The following is a 15,792-nucleotide window of genomic DNA, read 5'->3' on the forward strand; positions in this document are numbered from 1 at the left end:
TCGATAGAAAAAAGGGATTATGCCTTTGAATGAAGTCTTTCTTCTACTTATCCTCGAATAAATCCTCGTCCCCCTGTGGTTCTTTGATTCCATGCTTTTCTTTCAGGAATCGTCCGATGACCGAGCTATTAATGCCTTCTCGAACGGCTCGCTCGATAATGATATAGAAGATAAAAAGAAAAATAATCAAGATGATGATGCTAATAAAGACGAAAAAGAGTTCCATGGCGTTCACCTCCGAAAATTGATTTGTGTTCGTTTAAATTATCCACCCATTCAACACCATTCCCATATTCATCACCATATGAAAAGCAATTGAAGGATAGAGGCTATCCGTTTTCAACACCACAATGGCATAGAATAAGCCTCCGAAAGAGAAGAGGAGACTCAGAAGTACCGGGATTCCGATGGAGAGATGTAAGAGACCGAACCCCAAGCTTGTCACCGTGACGGCATAAAGGACGGAGACGTTTCGTTTCAACGATGACAACATGATGCCTCTCCAAATCAGCTCTTCTAGTATCGCGTTAAGGATGGTAAATCCTATTGCGAAGAGGAATAGGGATTTCACCTCACTTATTTCTAGGGACCAGATGAGTGGGATGAAGATGGTGCTTGATCCCGCCAGGCCAATCAGTAAGAATAAGGGCAATGAAATGGTGTGCGATGGCATGGAGATGCGCTTTCTCCAATTCGGGAACTCAGTGAAGAATCGGATTTTTTCTTTTGATATCAAGTGTGAGAATGCTAGCGCCATCAAGATGATTAGAAGGAAGCTCCTGTTCAACAGAATTTTCGTTTCTTTTGAAACATTCCACTCGTTGATCCAGCCGGTTGCAAGTTGAAACACCAGTAACCCGAGCAGGAAGAACAGGAATAGGGAAATGACCGATCGGTTCTTTTTAGTAGAAAGATAGAGAATGAGAAAGCCCAGGAGCGGCAACAGTCCCCAATCGTATGTTCTATATGAAAGAAGGATGATTCCTGTGAAAAACAGGGAGGCAGAACTGATAAGGAAAATCGTTTGCTGTGAACGGATCATGGGGGTCCCCCTTGGTTGTTCTTTATAAATACTTTAGCATAATTTTCCTATCTTGTATGAGTCCTTTTTTCGTTAAAGATGAAGAGGCCGTTGCTTGTGGTAAAATTAGGATAAGTTACATAAGAGAGGGGAAAGAACATGTACAAACATATCATATGGGACTTCGACGGCACTCTTTTTGATACATATCCCGTCATGGCTGGCTCCTTCAAGGATACGCTTGAAAGTCATGGAATCGAAGAAACGTTAGAGGAAATCATGAAACAGATGAAGGTATCAATCACATCCGCTCTAAAACACTATGAAGAAAAGTATGGGATTGGGAAAGAATTTGTTACAGCCTACAATTCCAGGAGAAAAAAAGTTGAATTCGACAGGTCCAAGCCCTTTGAAGGAATCGTGGAACTTTGTAAGTATGTTCATGAAACGGGAAGAAGGAATTATCTATATACCCACAGGGGAGAGTCATCGATCAGGATGCTGGAGAGTTACGGATTGACGGCTTACTTTTCAGACTTCATTACCTCACAGCACGGATTTGAGCGGAAGCCGAGTCCCGATGCCATTCAACATTTGATTCGTACACATGATATTGATCAATTGGAAGCAATCATGATTGGTGACCGGGATTTGGATCTGGAATCAGGAAAGAATGCCGGGATCAGCTCATGCTTCTTTACGGATAAGCGGGTAGCGAATCCCCATGCTGATTTTGTGGTCACTAGTGTGGAGGAGTTGTATAAGATCATTTGAGGGAAGGAAGTCGAATGGAAAGGCACTATAAACAGCTCCAGTTACTCCCAAGGGAACGTACGTGAGCAATATATGCAGTTGCTTAATAAGGGCCAGCTTGAGCGAGGGTGGTTCTAGGATATATAAAAGGAATGATTCAGTGGAGGGTCATTCTTTTTGGGGGTTTGAGAAAGTTACGCCATTATGAATAAACGGTAGTAGGATACAGCGATGAGGCCATTTTCTAGGAAGGTGGACGGAACCGGTATCCAATGGACTGTTTTAGTACGGAAATGACGTTAATTACCCTTTTTTAGCTAGTGGAGGATTTTAAAAGGGCTTGTGAGACAGAATTTGGGGTGAGATTCCTCTTAAGCAGATGCATCCAGGGAGGAATTGATCCGGATTGGACCGTTTCAATCCTGATCTCAGATAATTGATCCTGATTTGATTTTATCAATCCCATTTTTAATTTATCGATCCTCTATTAAATTAATTGATCCTACTTGTCGAATTTCCTTTAACTTAACGCGTGCTATGGCTGGAAGGCTTCCACTGAAGCCATTAAGTGTTAAGGGAAATTCTCAAAGGCAGCAAGATGTCCTCAACCAGTGAACCGGTCCCGTTTCTCCTTCATTAATAAATCCTGACATGAATAGCGGCATTTTTCATAAAATATTCTGAGGTGAGAAAAATGCCAAGAGTCAAATATACAGATGCAGACGTTGCCTTGATGGCAAGGATGATGAGAGCCGAGGCGGAAGGTGAAGGAAAACAAGGGATGTTGTATGTTGGAAATGTCATCGTGAATCGGGCGAGAGCGGATTGCCTGGACTTCAAGAAGGTAAGGTCCATCCGGCAAGTCATCTTTCAAGTGCAAGGAGGAAATTATTCCTTTGAAGCCGTTCAAAAAGGTAATCTCTTCTATAACAGAGCGAGATCGGTTGAGAAAAGATTAGCAAAGCAGAATCTGGACTATTGGGCGCAGCATCCGGCGAAATATGCTCTTTGGTATTTCAATCCTTATGCCCCGTGTCCTCCAACTTGGTATGATCAGCCTTTTTCAGGGCAATTCAAAAACCATTGTTATTACGAACCAGCAGCCGGAACGTGTGCCAGTGTTTATTGATAGCGGAGGATAAGTAGATATTTTATAAAACGGGAACTCTTGGCTGGCAAGTGTTCCCCTGTTTTTATTAGGAAAAGAAACTTGTAAAACGTCATAAAAGCTTTTTCAAATTCCATACACAAGACTAACGACTCGTCCATGACGGGTCGTTTTACTATTTATCAATGACTATCCTTGCGGGGGCCAAATGAATTGTAACATTTAAGAACATCGTTAAAAGTATGCAAAACAGGAAAGTTGATGAAAATAAATGAAAGAGAAATAATATATCGTGTGTGTTGCTCTTTTATAACAAGCAGCCTGTTGATAGGAATGAAAAGATAGGATTCAAAAAAGAGAAAGGTGATGATTATATGAGAGCGGTACAAGTAACAGGATATGGGGATGTGGATAAGTTAAAAGTAGTCGATATCCCCATACCTGAACCTAAAGAAAATGAAGTACTTGTAAAGGTAAAGGCGTGTGCCATTAATAATACGGAAATCTGGATGAGAGAAGGTGCATACGGTACCGGTTCAAAATCCGGGTGGCGGCCTGAAGGAGTACAGTTCCCGCGTATACCCGGGTCGGATATTACAGGCGAAATAGTGAAAGTTGGAAATCTGGTAGAGGAATCGATGGTGGGGAAAAATGTTGTTTTATTCCCGTTTACGTCTAGTGGAGAAGCGGGATCTGAACATATTTCTGAGGATATGTCCTTTATAGGCTCAGAAAACGACGGGGGTTATGCCGAATATGTGGCATGGCCAGCTGATCTCTGTTTTGATATGCCCCTTTCCGGTTACTCGGAAAGCGCCGTTTTTTCAGTAAGCGGGTTAACGGCTTGGCATATGGTCAAGCAGATCCAAGTTCAACCTGGAGAGACTGTTATGGTGACGGGAGCAAATGGCGGTGTCGGATCGTTAAACGTGCAAATCGCCTCTAAGGTCTTTGGTGCCAAGGTTATTGCGATTATTGGTGACTTGGGTGCTGAGGAAAGAATGAAGGAATTAGGCGCCACACATGTATTATCGTATAAATCGGGAAATCTTGCCGAAAAAATCCTGGAAGTGAACGGAGGACCTGTCGACTCTGTATTAGATGTGGTGGGAGATGCGTTGTTCTCTCTATCTCTTAAGGTTTTAAAAAAAGGAGGCAAGTTCTGCATTTCGGGATCTGCAGGCGGCCAAAAGACAGAGCTTGATTTCAGAACACTGTATCTAAAGCATATTACCATGTATGGATCGGTGTTGGGGACGAGGCAGGAGTTTCAAGAAATGCTTCAGGCCATTTCTGAAGGGAAAATAGAACCAGTCATCGATAAAGCTTTTCCTTTGGAACAAGCGAAAGAGGCTCAAGTATATTTTAAGAATAAGGGGAAGTTAGGGAAGATAGTATTACTACCTGAAGAATAAATACATTCGATTAATGCGCCAAACAAATGATTTGTCATCATACTTCGAACATGTCATCATTAATTCATACTAAAATAATCGGGATAAGGAGATGATGAAATGAACGTAGCAGTGGTAGGAGCAAATGGACAGATTGGAAAGCAAGTGGTCGGGCTTTTAAAGGAAAGCAGTGAGCATACACCAAGAGCGATTGTGAGAAAGGAAGAGCAGGCGCATTCCTTTGAACAGGATGGTGTTCAATCTTCACTGGTTGATTTAGAGGGAACGGTGGATCAGATTGCGAATGGCCTGAAGGATGCCGATGCCGTCGTATTCACGGCCGGATCCGGGGGCAAAACGGGTGCCGATAAAACATTGCTCATCGACTTGGACGGAGCGGTCAAAGCAATGGAGGCGGCCAAGCAGGCAGGAATCGACCGGTTCGTCATGGTGAGTGCCCTGCAGGCCCATCACCGTGAGAACTGGAATGAGTCCTTGAAGCCGTATTATGTGGCGAAGCATTTCGCGGATCGGGCTTTGGAACAGAGCGGGTTGACCTATACCATCATCCGTCCCGGGGGATTACTGAATGAATCAGGGACAGGGAAGGTAGCCGCAGCAGAGAATCTATCAAGAGGCTCGATTCCGCGTGAAGATGTGGCCAGAACGATCGTGGCTTCACTTACCGAGGAACGTACATTCAACCGAGGGTTCGATCTGATTTCAGGAAATGATGGAATTGAAGAGGCTGTGCGGAATATATAAGGAGAATGAAGGAATGATCATCCATAGGGTGGTCATTCTTTTTTTGTAGAGTAATTACTTGTAAAAAGCCATAAACGAATATAAGTGATTCAATCCTCCAAAACTGGGTAAACTATCCCCACCTATATTTAAGGAGGTCATTAAATGAAGAAGAAGTTAACCGTTTTAGCCCTTGTTTTTTTCTCGGTTTTTTTATTGGCAGGCTGTAATGATAAGGAAGAAGTCAAGAATCCACCGGAAAAGGCACCTGTAGAAAATACGAATAATGAGAACAATGAACAAGGAGCTTTTCCTTTTACAAATTTCGATTTAGATGTTGATTATAAAGATAATAAATCGATCGATGTGGACTATGAAAATGAAAAAGACGGAGTGGAAGCGAAATACCAGGATGACCTCAATGGTCAAAACCTGCTATCAGATGAAGCAATGGACAAGCTCGCCCCTATCTTTGAAGGGTTCGACTTCGATCAAAATACAGACGGGCAAAAGGTCATCCAGCAAGTAAAAGAAGCATTCTCTGTTGAAGAAGGCTATCAGGTATTTGAACTTGAAATTACATACTCTGATGGGGTTGAAAAGGAGTACAGGGAATAAGACTCCGGTTTTTTTGTTAATCGGTATACCGCGACTAAAAGAAACAGCTTTCATTCACGCTGTTTCTTTTTTTTTTGAATACGAGGGTGTGAGATGAATCTTTAACCTTATCATAAGCTCCTCCATTGGATAATAAAAATGATAGGAAACATATAAAAGTGAGTTAGATGATGCGGTTATGGTAGGTGGCTCTTCGATCTAGAATATTGTCCTGGATTCGCTGAACTAGAGGTTGGGGACGGCTGTAGAAAAATCGTTTAATGATTATTAACATGGGAATCTCTCCTTTCAATCATTCATTGATTAAGCAATCAGGTTATGGAGATGGGCCCTGCGATCCAGGATATTGTTCTGGATTTGCTGAACTTGGGGTTCGGGACGGCTTTGGAAAAAACGTATAATGATCATGAACATAAAAATCTCTCCTTTCATTAGTTGTTGGTTAACCGATGCTGTTATGGAAGTTTGCACGGCGATCTAGGATGTCATCCGTGACGCGCTTTACTTCTGGGGCAGGATAGTGATTGAAAAATACTTTAATAATGGCAAGCATCGTCATTCCCTTTCTTTAAATATCAGTGTGTTCTTTAAATGATATGTGAGAGCTGAATAAAAAGTGACACATATGTCGTTATTATAATCGACAAAAGTGTCATTTATAACCACTTTTTAATTTTTCTTATAAAAAAGTATTATAATGCAGTATTTTTACTTTTTAACTTTCTGAATAATGGATAAAAAGGATTGAAAATAGATATAAGTATCGCTATAATTAAATTAATAAAACGACATTTATGTCTATTATAAGAGCGGGAGGGTTAAGATGAGTTCATCATTAAGAAAAAATAAACACTTCGTTACCTTAATGACGGCACAGGCTATTTCAAGTTTGGGAGACTGGTTGAGTATTGTGGCAATCATTACGCTGGTTGGACTGAAATGGGAGGCAACACCCATGCAGATGTCCTTTATCATCCTGAGCCTGGCACTGCCGATGGCTCTATTGGGACCGATCTCGGGGACCATTGCAGACAGGATGGAACGAAAGACGTTAATGATTTTTTCAGATGTGGTCAGGGGAGTGCTCATCCTGCTATTGACGCTTGCGACGAAAGTTTGGATGGTGTACGGCTGTTTGTTTCTAATCGGAATTTTCTCTTCCGTCTTTGTGCCGGCAAAGAATGGGAAGTTGAAGGAGCTGGTCCAGGATGAACACATCAAGGGAGCCATATCTCTGTCGTCTACCATCGATTCAAGTACGAAAATCATTGGTCCGTTGGTGAGTGGGATCCTGGTTTCAACGATGGGAACCTACAATGTATTTTATATCGATTCAGCCACTTTCTTTCTCTCTGCGCTTTTCATTTTGCTTTTACCTAAAGCGTTGAATGAAACGGAAGCTGTTGAGGGAATGGAGAAGAAGGGTGGGCCTTCCTTTAAAGAGGAGATCAAAGTCGGGATGGGCTTTATCAAGGAAAGCAGGTTTTTACTGTATGGATTGTTTCTACTGGGTGTCAGCTTATTAATCCTGCAATTATCTGATTCCCAAATCATCGTATTACTTCGTGAGTTGACCGATGTATCTCCTGATCTATTCGGTTATACGGTGACGGGGGCGGGTGTCGGTATGCTCGTGACAGGGATTTTCCTTTCTAAGAAAACAGAATACAACGCATTCTTCTATATGTGCTTCGGAGTGTTAGGTATTGGAATAGGGTTTGGAACGATGGCGATCCTGACGTATTATGATCTAAGCCTGTCATTGCTTTGGGTTCCTGCACTCGGCTTCCTGGCAGGGGGCTCAGCAGGATTTGTTTTCATTCCGTTTCAAGCAGCGGCACAGGTGAAAACTCCTGTTCATATGACGGGAAGGGTATTTGGAGTGGTCAACAGTACAACGACTACAGCAACGATCATCGGGCCATTAGCCGGTGGGGGACTTGCCACGATCATAGGTATCATTCCATCCTTTATTGTCACAAGCTCATTACTGATCGTACTATTCATTGTTTCTGTTTCGGTAAGAAATAAAGTAGAAGAGGGGGAGAAGGATGTCACCGAAAGTCAGTCAAGAACACAAGGAGCAACGACGCTCTAATTTATTAGAAGCAGCAAAAGAGGTATTTATTGAGCATGGATTTGAAAAGGCCACAATGAAGCATGTGATGGATAAGGCCGGCGTCAGCCGGGGGGGATTGTATCAATATTTCGATAATAAAGAGGATCTGTTCGAAGCATTGATTGAAGAACAGCAGATGCAGTCGTTAGATGAGTCCCTTAAGACGATGCTTAAACATCAGGGCTCCTACTGGGACGCCTTATTGATGACCTTCCTTGGGGAAGACAAAAAGCCTACCAATAACATGGATCCATTAGCTCCTTCCAAGCTGGAATACTTCATTACCGGGAGAAAGGAAAAAAGAAGGCAGGAGCATGCCAGGAAGAGGTTCCTTCAAGCTTATAAAATGATCATTCACATTATCGAAGAAGGCGTAAAGGAAGGAGAATTTGCTCCCCGATTCGAAGTGGAAGTGATGGCAAAGTCGATTATTTCCTGGATTGATGGTATGGCAGTGGATCATGCCATCTTAGACTCGGAAAGTATACGATTAAAGGAACAAACCGAGATGCTTCTGGAGTATTTGAAATGGGGATTAAATGTGAAGGAATAGATGCAATCGTAGTAGAAGAAAGAAAAAGGAATTCCTGATGAGAGGTTTCCTTTTTTGGATTTGTGATCCCTTAACCGACAAACGTATTGTAATGCAGGAATCCGACATATAGCTCATTTCACTGAATGTATAACGAATAATGAGGAATAATAGTGGCGACAAGCAATTAGGAGGCTACTTGATGACAAGTACTTTTGAAGCTATTTCAGCCATTATTAAAAATTTTGTAGATGAAGCACCTAAACCCCCTTTACATGTCGGTGAAGTCATGGATCTTTGGACAGCATTTACCGCATTTCATGAAGCCCAATCTCTTTATCAAGTAGGACTGAATACAACGAGTGATCAAGATATGGAACACGTGTTACAAAATGCGTTGGAAGGTAGCAAGACTGATACGAAAAAAATAGAGGAATTCCTTTTAAAAGAAGGGGTTCCGTTGCCTTTGGTCAACCCTACAAAACCATCGTCGAATTCAGCTGCGGTGCCTGAAGGAGTTAAACTGAAGGATGATGAGATTGCCAATCTCATATCTGCCAAAGTAGCCACTTCTATCACCTTTTGCGCACAGGCTATGTCCAAGACCGTTCGGACCGACGTCGGATTAATGTTCTTTTCCATTCAAATCAACTTAATGAAATTCGCTGCCCCTTTAAAAAATCTAATGATTGCAAGAGGCTGGCTGAGAATTCCACCTAAATATAATCCTCCTGGGTTACCGGAAAAAAGCTAAGGATTACCTGAACGTAAGGTTGATATATTTGAAAGGGGAAAGAATTGGATTTACAACTGATCACTTGATGATCAAATAATTTAGTATGAAGAAGTCATGAACAATAGTCTACGAAGGAAGTTTATCTTAAACAAGGTAAGCTTCCTTTTTTTTGAATTAATCCTTGAGATGAGCAGAGTGTTTTGAAATAATTGGAATTAATTGATTTGATTGTATAATTCGATAGCAGAAGTGAGAGTAGCATCTGTAGAAAATAAAAACTGAATATGGGGTTATGGGGGAATTTGAATTGATAATCAAACATAGTCATTACCAAAACCGCGGATTGGATTATTGTGTAAGGTCAGCAACAGAAGATGATGCGAAAGCTCTGTCCCATGTGAGGCTACAGATCGATGGGGAAACGGAATATTTAGACCGGGAAAAAGGCGAGGCACACATCGACGAAAGAGGCTTCAAAGAAATCATAAAAGAGGATGCGGAGAGTGCCAATCGCTTATTTTTAGTGGCAGAAATAAACGGAGGGATTGCAGGATTTTCAAGGTGTGAGGGAAACGGGTTGAAAAGGACTTCCCATCATGTTGAGTTCGGGGTTGGGGTATTGAAAGAATTCTGGGGATATGGAATAGGAAAGGCCCTTTTAAATGAATTCATTAAATGGGCTGACTCCAATGAGATCCGCAAAGTAACATTAAAGGTGATCGAAACAAACGAAAAAGCTATTAATCTATATAAAAACTATGGTTTTGAAGTGGAAGGGATCTTAAAAGAAGACAAACGGCTGTCTGATGGATATTACTATCATACGGTATTGATGGCACGGTTCAAGCATCGGGTCAGTTCACTTTAGAAAAAAGGAGAAATGAATGTATAAACATACGCCATTGAACTATATGCGGAAAAGCTTAGAGGCTGGTTTCATTCTAATAGACTGAGTGAAAGTGAATAAAGATAGGAGTGTAAGATATGGAAGTAAAGGTATCAAAGAATAACGAAAACTTAAATATCAAGTGGCAACTAAGTAACATCACTATTCCTTTATCTGATATTAAAGAAGTGCGAGATGATGATACATATAGCGGTGAAGGGAAAACAGCAGTGAGAATAGGTTTTCCATATGGACACACGGATAGAGTCGTGATCCATACAAGTTCAGAAACGTTTATTCTGTTCACTAGTAATGGTGGTTTGAAAGAGAAGATTTTGTCGTACATTGGGGGAGAATGAGCAAGGTCCTGATTACTACGCGGACATAGAGTTAAGTAAGCATTTATAAATAGGGGGAAATACATATGAAAAAAAACATCACCATTCTTCACACCAATGATCTTCACGGAAACTATGATTTGGTCGTACGGCAGGCTGGATACATAAAGAAACGTGTCAGGGAGCTTAAGGCGCAAGGGGAAAGTTATTTATTGCTGGATGGCGGGGATCACATGGATATGAGCATCAATGAGTGCCTGGCGACGAATGGCCATATGCATTTGGAGATGCTTGCAGATGTAGGATATCATGCGATGTCGGTGGGGAATAATGAGCTGTTGCGATCGACACCGGCGTTGATACGAAAGCATAGCCTGGAATCCAGTGTACCCTGGTTGTTATTAAATCTGGTAGAGGGTGATGGGACTCCCATCGGGGGGATGAAAGAAACGCTTCTCGTGACAATGGATAACGGTGTGAGGGTTGGACTATTTGGAGCGACCGATCAATTTGGGGATCTTTATGAGAACAAGCACGATTTCAGGAATCGGGAAACCCTTGTGGCCATCAATAAATTGGTAAATGACCTTAAAGAGCAGGGTGCAGATGTCATCGTCTTTCTATCTCATCTGGGGTATGGTGCCGATGTGGAGATGGCGAAAGAAGTCAGCAACCTGGTCGATGTGATCGTGGGGGCGCATTCTCATACGGTGCTTCAAAGTCCCGTGGTGGAATCAGGTGTCCTGATTGTTCAAGCGGGGTCTCACGGACAATATGTCGGGGAGTTGAAATTGGGTTTATATATCGAGAATGGTCTTCATAAGATCGAATCCTTCGAGGGAAAATTAGTGGAAATCACTCCCGAGTCAAAAGCTGATGCCAGCATGGAAGACATTTTAGAAAAGGGTCGTGAGGAAACGAAGGAGTTTTTGTCCGAGGTATTGTACACAACCAGCGTAGAACTTACTCATGCTGATGTCATTCAATTAATGGCAGAGGCCGTACGGGACTACTGGAAGTCTGAGATTGGCATTATGTATGGGGGAGCCGCAGTGGAAGAAGCCCTGGAATCAGGCGATGTGACGAAGGGGGATGTGTACAACAGATGCAAGAGCATGCATTCCCCTGTGTTGATGGAGCTAAAGGGTGAACAAATTGCCGGATTGATAGAGGATAGTTTTAATGAAGAGGTTATCTCCAAGCCGGTATACGGGAATGGATTCAGGCCTCATGGCATTCCGATCGGTCCTCTATCGTTCGCTGGAGTTACGTGGTGTCATCATGAGGGTGTGATTTCGGATATTAAGGTAAATGGAGAAAGCTTGATGGAAAAGAGGATCTACACGGTAGGGACAGGGTCTCCGTTACTGTATGAAGAGGTATGTGGATACGAATCGGTGAAAGGGAATCAATTGATCGAGGTTGGAAAAACAGAGATGGTGAAGGATGTGTTTATGAATTATTTAAGAGCCAAACGGGAGAGTTCTGGCATGTTCAATCGTTAGATGGTATGGGAGCAGCCCGGATTCTTATAGAGTTGGTCATCTAGAGGTGGAAACCTGCTTTTTTGGAAAAATAATCACTAGTTGGATTAATAGAGTACTTTTAATCCAAACATTTATTAAAAATTCATGCCCTCCCGGAATGTATGAACCGGTTTTCGCACTTTATAATCCGTAATTTACATTTATAATCCTTTTGTAGAAAAATCACTGGAAACGACCAGCGGTTCAGGAGCCGCTGATCGTTTTTATTTTCTCTATCCCTGAACTGACTGTTTCTTTCGCGTCTTCCAAAAAACCACCACGCCCAATATCAACGGGAGAATGAATTGAATTGGAATATGAAGGTAATAGGGGACGAGCTTTAATCCCACATATAAGTGCTCCGCGATGTCGTCACTTCGATGGAGGGAAAGCAGATAAACGGCCACCAGTAAGAAGAGGACATGCCAGTTCTTTTGTTTTAACTTGAACAACTGAGTCAGGACGACCTGCGCTGCATATAGGAAAACCGATACCTTCATGAATCCTCCACCTATTAAAAGGAGATAGGTGAAAATTTCCAAGTGTTCAACGACGCCTAAATACGACACCAGTTCCATCGCTTTCACAAACGGAAAGTAGTACGTGTTGGCGAAGGGGGCATGGAGAAGACCGATGACCATCTCCATCGTGATCATGACAATCAGACCGGCGCTGACGATGGGAATCCAAACAATTTTTTGGAGCTTTTCTTTTTTTGCAATGAATGGAAGCAATACCAGAAAGACAACAAGCTCACCGTAGGGAAAGGTCAGTCCGGTCGGGAAGATCATTTTCTTGAGGGGCTCCCACCCTTGTGAGAACAAAGGAAACAGATACTGAACCTGGAATTCCTCCGACAGGAAACCTAGCAGCCATAAAACAGCTAAGATGAAGAAGGTGAAAAAGGTCACGATCACCGCACTCCTTGCAATCGCTTCGATTCCAAGCATCGTACAATAGCCAACCACGAGCAGGAATGGTATGGAAGCAATCCAGTTGGGGGCATCGGGATAGAGGAGCTGGGTGGTGAAAAAGGCAAAATCATTCATCACCCTTCCCGCTATATATAGAAAATAGAAGCTGAAAACCACTGCGAGAACCTTGGATAGAAAGGGTCCGAATCCCATTTTCAGAAGAGGGATGAATTCCAGCCATGAACTTCTTTTTAACAGGAGGAGGTAATAATAGAACAGGATGATTCCGAATCCTACTTCCATTGCTATCGCCAGGATGCTGTCTTCCATGGCCGAAAAGTTCAAGCCGACCACGATGGTGCTTCCCGTTAAAAAGAGAAGCATCATCGAGCATAATTCAAGCGCGGATATGGATACTTTGTTCATATCATCAGTCCCCCTTCTTTGATTATTGCTTAGTGTGCCCAAATCGGATGAATCGGACATCGACGCTCGTGTCTACGTTAACCGTTGAGAGTAACATCTTGTCATTCCGTTTCTCTTTCCATACATCCGGGTGCTGCCGGTAGAGGGCATCCTTCAGTCCAAGAATATCCGTTCCGTCTTCCTGTGACTTTTTGATAAGCGCCTCTATATCGGATTTGATCTTGGTCTTTACTTGGTTTGCAAGCTTTTCCTGTGCAGACAACTTTGTGAGATCCATCTTGCACGAAGTTTCCTCCAGGTTTCCATCAAGGGCTACCTTCAGCTTGAAAGAGACCGGGTCAGTGTCTGCCTTCAGGGAAGAAGCCGTCTTGATCGTGTCGATGGTGAACTCTCCTTCAGCACCCGGACATGGAGTGGATATGGAAACGACCTGGTTGATATCTTTGACCAAGGCTAATGTATTGCTTTCCTTCTGGGTTAAAAAAGAATGGAGATTCTCATTCTTAAAGGTAGCAAATCCCTCGAGTGACACATGGGCTGTCGGAGTGAAATCCTCGATATTACTCTTGGATGTCCCTTCTTTCACATCTCCATGAATCTCCACATAAGGAATGATAATGTCTGAAGTCTTGTCCTCTAAATGACTTTTGATCCTTTCCGAAGACGTGTTCACCAAATGCCCCCAGGCTTCTTTCGAATTCTTCAGCATGATATTCGTGTATAAAGCGGATAGTTTCTGCTGAGGGGTAAACAACTGTAAAAATAATTCAGGACTTTGATTCTTAATGACGATGGTGCTGATGTTTGCCGGAACCCTTGGATCACGAACGAGAAAATCCAATGTTTCATTCAAGCCCTCTTCCTTTGCAAGTCTTTCACTCAGTACCACGACCTGCAATGTGTCGAGGATCGCTTCCTTAAGGGTGTCTTTCTTGATCCGCTCGATGGCTTCCGGAATGGTTTTCCCTGTTTGGGTATAGGTGAATCCACCAGTCGGATCCACTGCATTCTTCTGATTGGCGGAAGGGTTGAAGACCTGCAGGGTAATGGAATAATGGTCGTCCATTTTGTCAATTCCGAGACCTGATACCAGCTCGACTTCATTTAAAAGGCTAGTCTTCACATATCCGACGATAACGCATCCGATCAAGATAAAAAGGATGATGAGGTGACGAAGATTGGACAGGTTCACGAGTCATTCTCCTTTTTATCAGAGTCTTCCATTGGTTCCTCCTTATGAAATGAAGGAATGTTCTTATTAATGTCCGGGATCGGATTCCGGACGAATACATCCTTTGCCATATCTTGCCATGTGAAAGGGGAAACGGGTGCAAGATAAGGGACCGTGAATGATCTTAAATAACAGAGATGCACCAATAGCATTAAAGTGAATAAGGCAATCCCATACAAGCCGAGCAGGGCCCCGATCAATATCAAGCTGAGCTTAATGATTCTTGTGGCATAGCTCATGATGGCAATCGGGATGATACTGGATAAGATGAAGGAAGTACTGATGATCACCAGGGTAATGGGTTGAACAAGCTGAGCTTCAACAGAGGCCTGGCCGAACACGATCGCACCAAACAGAGAAATCGTGATTACAACGGTCTGAGGAAGTCGGCTTGAGCCTTCATAAATGGCCTCCGTCAAGACGAACACGAGGAGGACTTCAAAGACCGTCGGGAAAGGCACAGACTCCCGCTGGGCCAAGAATCCCACCAGTAAATTCACCGGCAGCAGGCCTTTGTGGAACGTGGTAAACGCCACATAGAATGCCGGGATATACAGGGAAAGCCAAAAGAGGAGGAAGCGCATGGGACGGACCAGCCTCGTTGCTTCACTGTTGATATAATAGTCATCCGATGACTGAAAGAACTGTAAGAACACGGCCGGGGCAATCAGGGTGAAGGGAGTCCCGTCCACCATAATGCAAACCCTTCCCTCCAGCACTTCCGCCGCCGCGACATCCGGCCTGTCCGAGTTCATGACTAAGGGGAAAATGGTTTTCGACTCTTTCGTCAAAAACTCCGAAATATAGTTAGATCCGATGACGGAATCAAGGGAGATTTGTTCAAGCTTGCCCCTGATTTCATTCAGTATGTCCCCATCGACCATATTTTCCAGATAAATAAGGGATACGGACGTACTGGTGAATTCACCATACGTTTGAGTCTCGACATGCAGGGAGGGATTTTTGATGTATTTTCGGATCAAGGCTACATTCCCGCTGCGACTCTCGGTAAAGCCGACATCCGGCCCCTCAATAGTCCGCTGCCCCTTCGGATTGGTAAGGGAACGTTCCTCCCACTTGGACGTATCGGCGGCAAGGATGTCCGCTTGTCCTTCAAACAGAATAATTGTGGATCCATCCACCAGTTTGCCGCTGACCTTGTCCTTATCCTTCACCACTTCTACATCAGAAACCTGAATAACCGACTCGGTCAGGAAAGGAATGAAACGTCCTTCCTCCTCAGGTGCAGGCTGTTGTAATATAGGTTCGATGATATGCTCCTGGATGGACACGGTATCCACGATGCCATCTATATAGAGGAGGCAGGCCGAAAGACGTCCTCCGGATAACTTCAAGTATCTTGATTTAACATCCGAGCTATCACTCAAGCTAGCAAGAATCCCGGCTACCCGGTCTTCCAACGTTGCGGGTTGATTCATGTTCATT

Annotated in this window: 16 protein-coding genes; 11 read left to right on the plus strand and 5 right to left on the minus strand. The window is 43.2% G+C overall.

Features of this window, described 5'->3' with window-relative positions; all coding sequences use genetic code 11:
* Positions 1-43: 43 nt before the first annotated feature.
* Both AAEM60_RS03425 and AAEM60_RS03430 read right to left on the minus strand, forming a co-directional pair.
* Positions 44-226: a hypothetical protein gene (locus tag AAEM60_RS03425; protein WP_299741760.1), complete on the minus strand. Its 183-nt coding sequence runs from the start codon at positions 224-226 to the stop codon at positions 44-46.
* Between the two features lie 33 nt (positions 227-259).
* Positions 260-1,042 (minus strand): CPBP family intramembrane glutamic endopeptidase, encoded by a 783-nt coding sequence (locus AAEM60_RS03430; protein ID WP_299741762.1) that lies wholly within the window; start codon positions 1,040-1,042, stop codon positions 260-262.
* 138 nt (positions 1,043-1,180) lie between these two features.
* Between AAEM60_RS03430 and AAEM60_RS03435 the strand changes: the two genes are divergently transcribed.
* The 11 genes from AAEM60_RS03435 (at position 1,181) to AAEM60_RS03485 (ending at position 11,754) form a co-directional block, all read left to right on the plus strand.
* The gene (locus tag AAEM60_RS03435) at positions 1,181-1,795 is read left to right on the plus strand and encodes an HAD-IA family hydrolase (protein WP_299741764.1); all 615 of its coding nucleotides are present in this window, start codon (positions 1,181-1,183) and stop codon (positions 1,793-1,795) included.
* A gap of 673 nt (positions 1,796-2,468) precedes the next feature.
* Positions 2,469-2,903, plus strand: coding sequence for a cell wall hydrolase (locus tag AAEM60_RS03440; RefSeq protein WP_299741765.1), 435 nt, complete (start codon positions 2,469-2,471; stop codon positions 2,901-2,903).
* 353 nt (positions 2,904-3,256) lie between these two features.
* Positions 3,257-4,297, plus strand: a complete 1,041-nt coding sequence (locus tag AAEM60_RS03445) for a zinc-binding dehydrogenase (protein ID WP_299741767.1) — start codon at positions 3,257-3,259, stop codon at positions 4,295-4,297.
* Between the two features lie 99 nt (positions 4,298-4,396).
* Positions 4,397-5,041, plus strand: a complete 645-nt coding sequence (locus AAEM60_RS03450; protein ID WP_299741769.1) for an SDR family oxidoreductase — start codon at positions 4,397-4,399, stop codon at positions 5,039-5,041.
* A gap of 144 nt (positions 5,042-5,185) precedes the next feature.
* On the plus strand, positions 5,186-5,638 hold the full coding sequence (locus tag AAEM60_RS03455) for a YusW family protein (RefSeq protein WP_299741771.1): 453 nt from the start codon (positions 5,186-5,188) through the stop codon (positions 5,636-5,638).
* Positions 5,639-6,461: 823 nt separating this feature from the next.
* Entirely contained in the window at positions 6,462-7,736 is a 1,275-nt protein-coding gene (locus AAEM60_RS03460) for an MFS transporter (RefSeq protein ID WP_341357398.1), read from the plus strand.
* Positions 7,690-8,310, plus strand: coding sequence for a TetR/AcrR family transcriptional regulator (locus tag AAEM60_RS03465; RefSeq protein ID WP_341357399.1), 621 nt, complete (start codon positions 7,690-7,692; stop codon positions 8,308-8,310). Before AAEM60_RS03460 ends, AAEM60_RS03465 begins: the two co-directional genes overlap by 47 nt.
* Positions 8,311-8,491: 181 nt before the next feature.
* Positions 8,492-9,043 (plus strand): DUF3231 family protein, encoded by a 552-nt coding sequence (locus tag AAEM60_RS03470; protein ID WP_299741777.1) that lies wholly within the window; start codon positions 8,492-8,494, stop codon positions 9,041-9,043.
* 289 nt (positions 9,044-9,332) lie between these two features.
* Positions 9,333-9,893, plus strand: a complete 561-nt coding sequence (locus AAEM60_RS03475) for a GNAT family N-acetyltransferase (protein WP_341357400.1) — start codon at positions 9,333-9,335, stop codon at positions 9,891-9,893.
* A gap of 116 nt (positions 9,894-10,009) precedes the next feature.
* Positions 10,010-10,270: a PH domain-containing protein gene (locus tag AAEM60_RS03480; RefSeq protein WP_341357401.1), complete on the plus strand. Its 261-nt coding sequence runs from the start codon at positions 10,010-10,012 to the stop codon at positions 10,268-10,270.
* 65 nt (positions 10,271-10,335) lie between these two features.
* A complete protein-coding gene (locus AAEM60_RS03485; RefSeq protein ID WP_341357402.1) occupies positions 10,336-11,754 on the plus strand; it encodes a bifunctional UDP-sugar hydrolase/5'-nucleotidase in 1,419 nt (472 codons plus the stop codon).
* A gap of 254 nt (positions 11,755-12,008) precedes the next feature.
* Here AAEM60_RS03485 and AAEM60_RS03490 read toward each other — a convergent pair whose 3' ends face one another.
* The 3 genes from AAEM60_RS03490 to AAEM60_RS03500 are packed head-to-tail and all read right to left on the minus strand — an operon-like array spanning position 12,009 to position 15,791.
* Positions 12,009-13,115, minus strand: coding sequence for an endospore germination permease (locus AAEM60_RS03490; RefSeq protein WP_341357403.1), 1,107 nt, complete (start codon positions 13,113-13,115; stop codon positions 12,009-12,011).
* 22 nt (positions 13,116-13,137) lie between these two features.
* Positions 13,138-14,307: a Ger(x)C family spore germination protein gene (locus tag AAEM60_RS03495; protein WP_341357404.1), complete on the minus strand. Its 1,170-nt coding sequence runs from the start codon at positions 14,305-14,307 to the stop codon at positions 13,138-13,140.
* Complete coding sequence (locus tag AAEM60_RS03500) at positions 14,304-15,791, minus strand: spore germination protein (protein ID WP_341357405.1); 1,488 nt, start codon at positions 15,789-15,791, stop codon at positions 14,304-14,306. The genes AAEM60_RS03495 and AAEM60_RS03500 overlap by 4 nt, the downstream gene beginning before the upstream one ends.
* Between the last annotated feature and the right edge of the window lies 1 nt (position 15,792).

The organism is Rossellomorea sp. y25 (assembly GCF_038049935.1).
Lineage (GTDB): Bacteria > Bacillota > Bacilli > Bacillales > Bacillaceae_B > Rossellomorea.

Excerpts from the sequence above, each read along its gene's own strand:
- AAEM60_RS03460 (WP_341357398.1), top strand. The coding sequence starts at position 6,462 with ATGAGTTCATCATTAAGAAAAAATAAACACTTCGTTACCTTAATGACG.
- AAEM60_RS03455 (WP_299741771.1), top strand. The coding sequence starts at position 5,186 with ATGAAGAAGAAGTTAACCGTTTTAGCCCTTGTTTTTTTCTCGGTTTTT.
- AAEM60_RS03435 (WP_299741764.1), top strand. The coding sequence starts at position 1,181 with ATGTACAAACATATCATATGGGACTTCGACGGCACTCTTTTTGATACA.
- AAEM60_RS03485 (WP_341357402.1), top strand. The coding sequence starts at position 10,336 with ATGAAAAAAAACATCACCATTCTTCACACCAATGATCTTCACGGAAAC.
- AAEM60_RS03450 (WP_299741769.1), top strand. The coding sequence starts at position 4,397 with ATGAACGTAGCAGTGGTAGGAGCAAATGGACAGATTGGAAAGCAAGTG.
- AAEM60_RS03500 (WP_341357405.1), bottom strand. The coding sequence starts at position 15,791 with ATGAACATGAATCAACCCGCAACGTTGGAAGACCGGGTAGCCGGGATT.
- AAEM60_RS03445 (WP_299741767.1), top strand. The coding sequence starts at position 3,257 with ATGAGAGCGGTACAAGTAACAGGATATGGGGATGTGGATAAGTTAAAA.
- AAEM60_RS03430 (WP_299741762.1), bottom strand. The coding sequence starts at position 1,042 with ATGATCCGTTCACAGCAAACGATTTTCCTTATCAGTTCTGCCTCCCTG.
- AAEM60_RS03425 (WP_299741760.1), bottom strand. The coding sequence starts at position 226 with ATGGAACTCTTTTTCGTCTTTATTAGCATCATCATCTTGATTATTTTT.
- AAEM60_RS03470 (WP_299741777.1), top strand. The coding sequence starts at position 8,492 with ATGACAAGTACTTTTGAAGCTATTTCAGCCATTATTAAAAATTTTGTA.
- AAEM60_RS03480 (WP_341357401.1), top strand. The coding sequence starts at position 10,010 with ATGGAAGTAAAGGTATCAAAGAATAACGAAAACTTAAATATCAAGTGG.
- AAEM60_RS03490 (WP_341357403.1), bottom strand. The coding sequence starts at position 13,115 with ATGAACAAAGTATCCATATCCGCGCTTGAATTATGCTCGATGATGCTT.
- AAEM60_RS03465 (WP_341357399.1), top strand. The coding sequence starts at position 7,690 with ATGTCACCGAAAGTCAGTCAAGAACACAAGGAGCAACGACGCTCTAAT.
- AAEM60_RS03440 (WP_299741765.1), top strand. The coding sequence starts at position 2,469 with ATGCCAAGAGTCAAATATACAGATGCAGACGTTGCCTTGATGGCAAGG.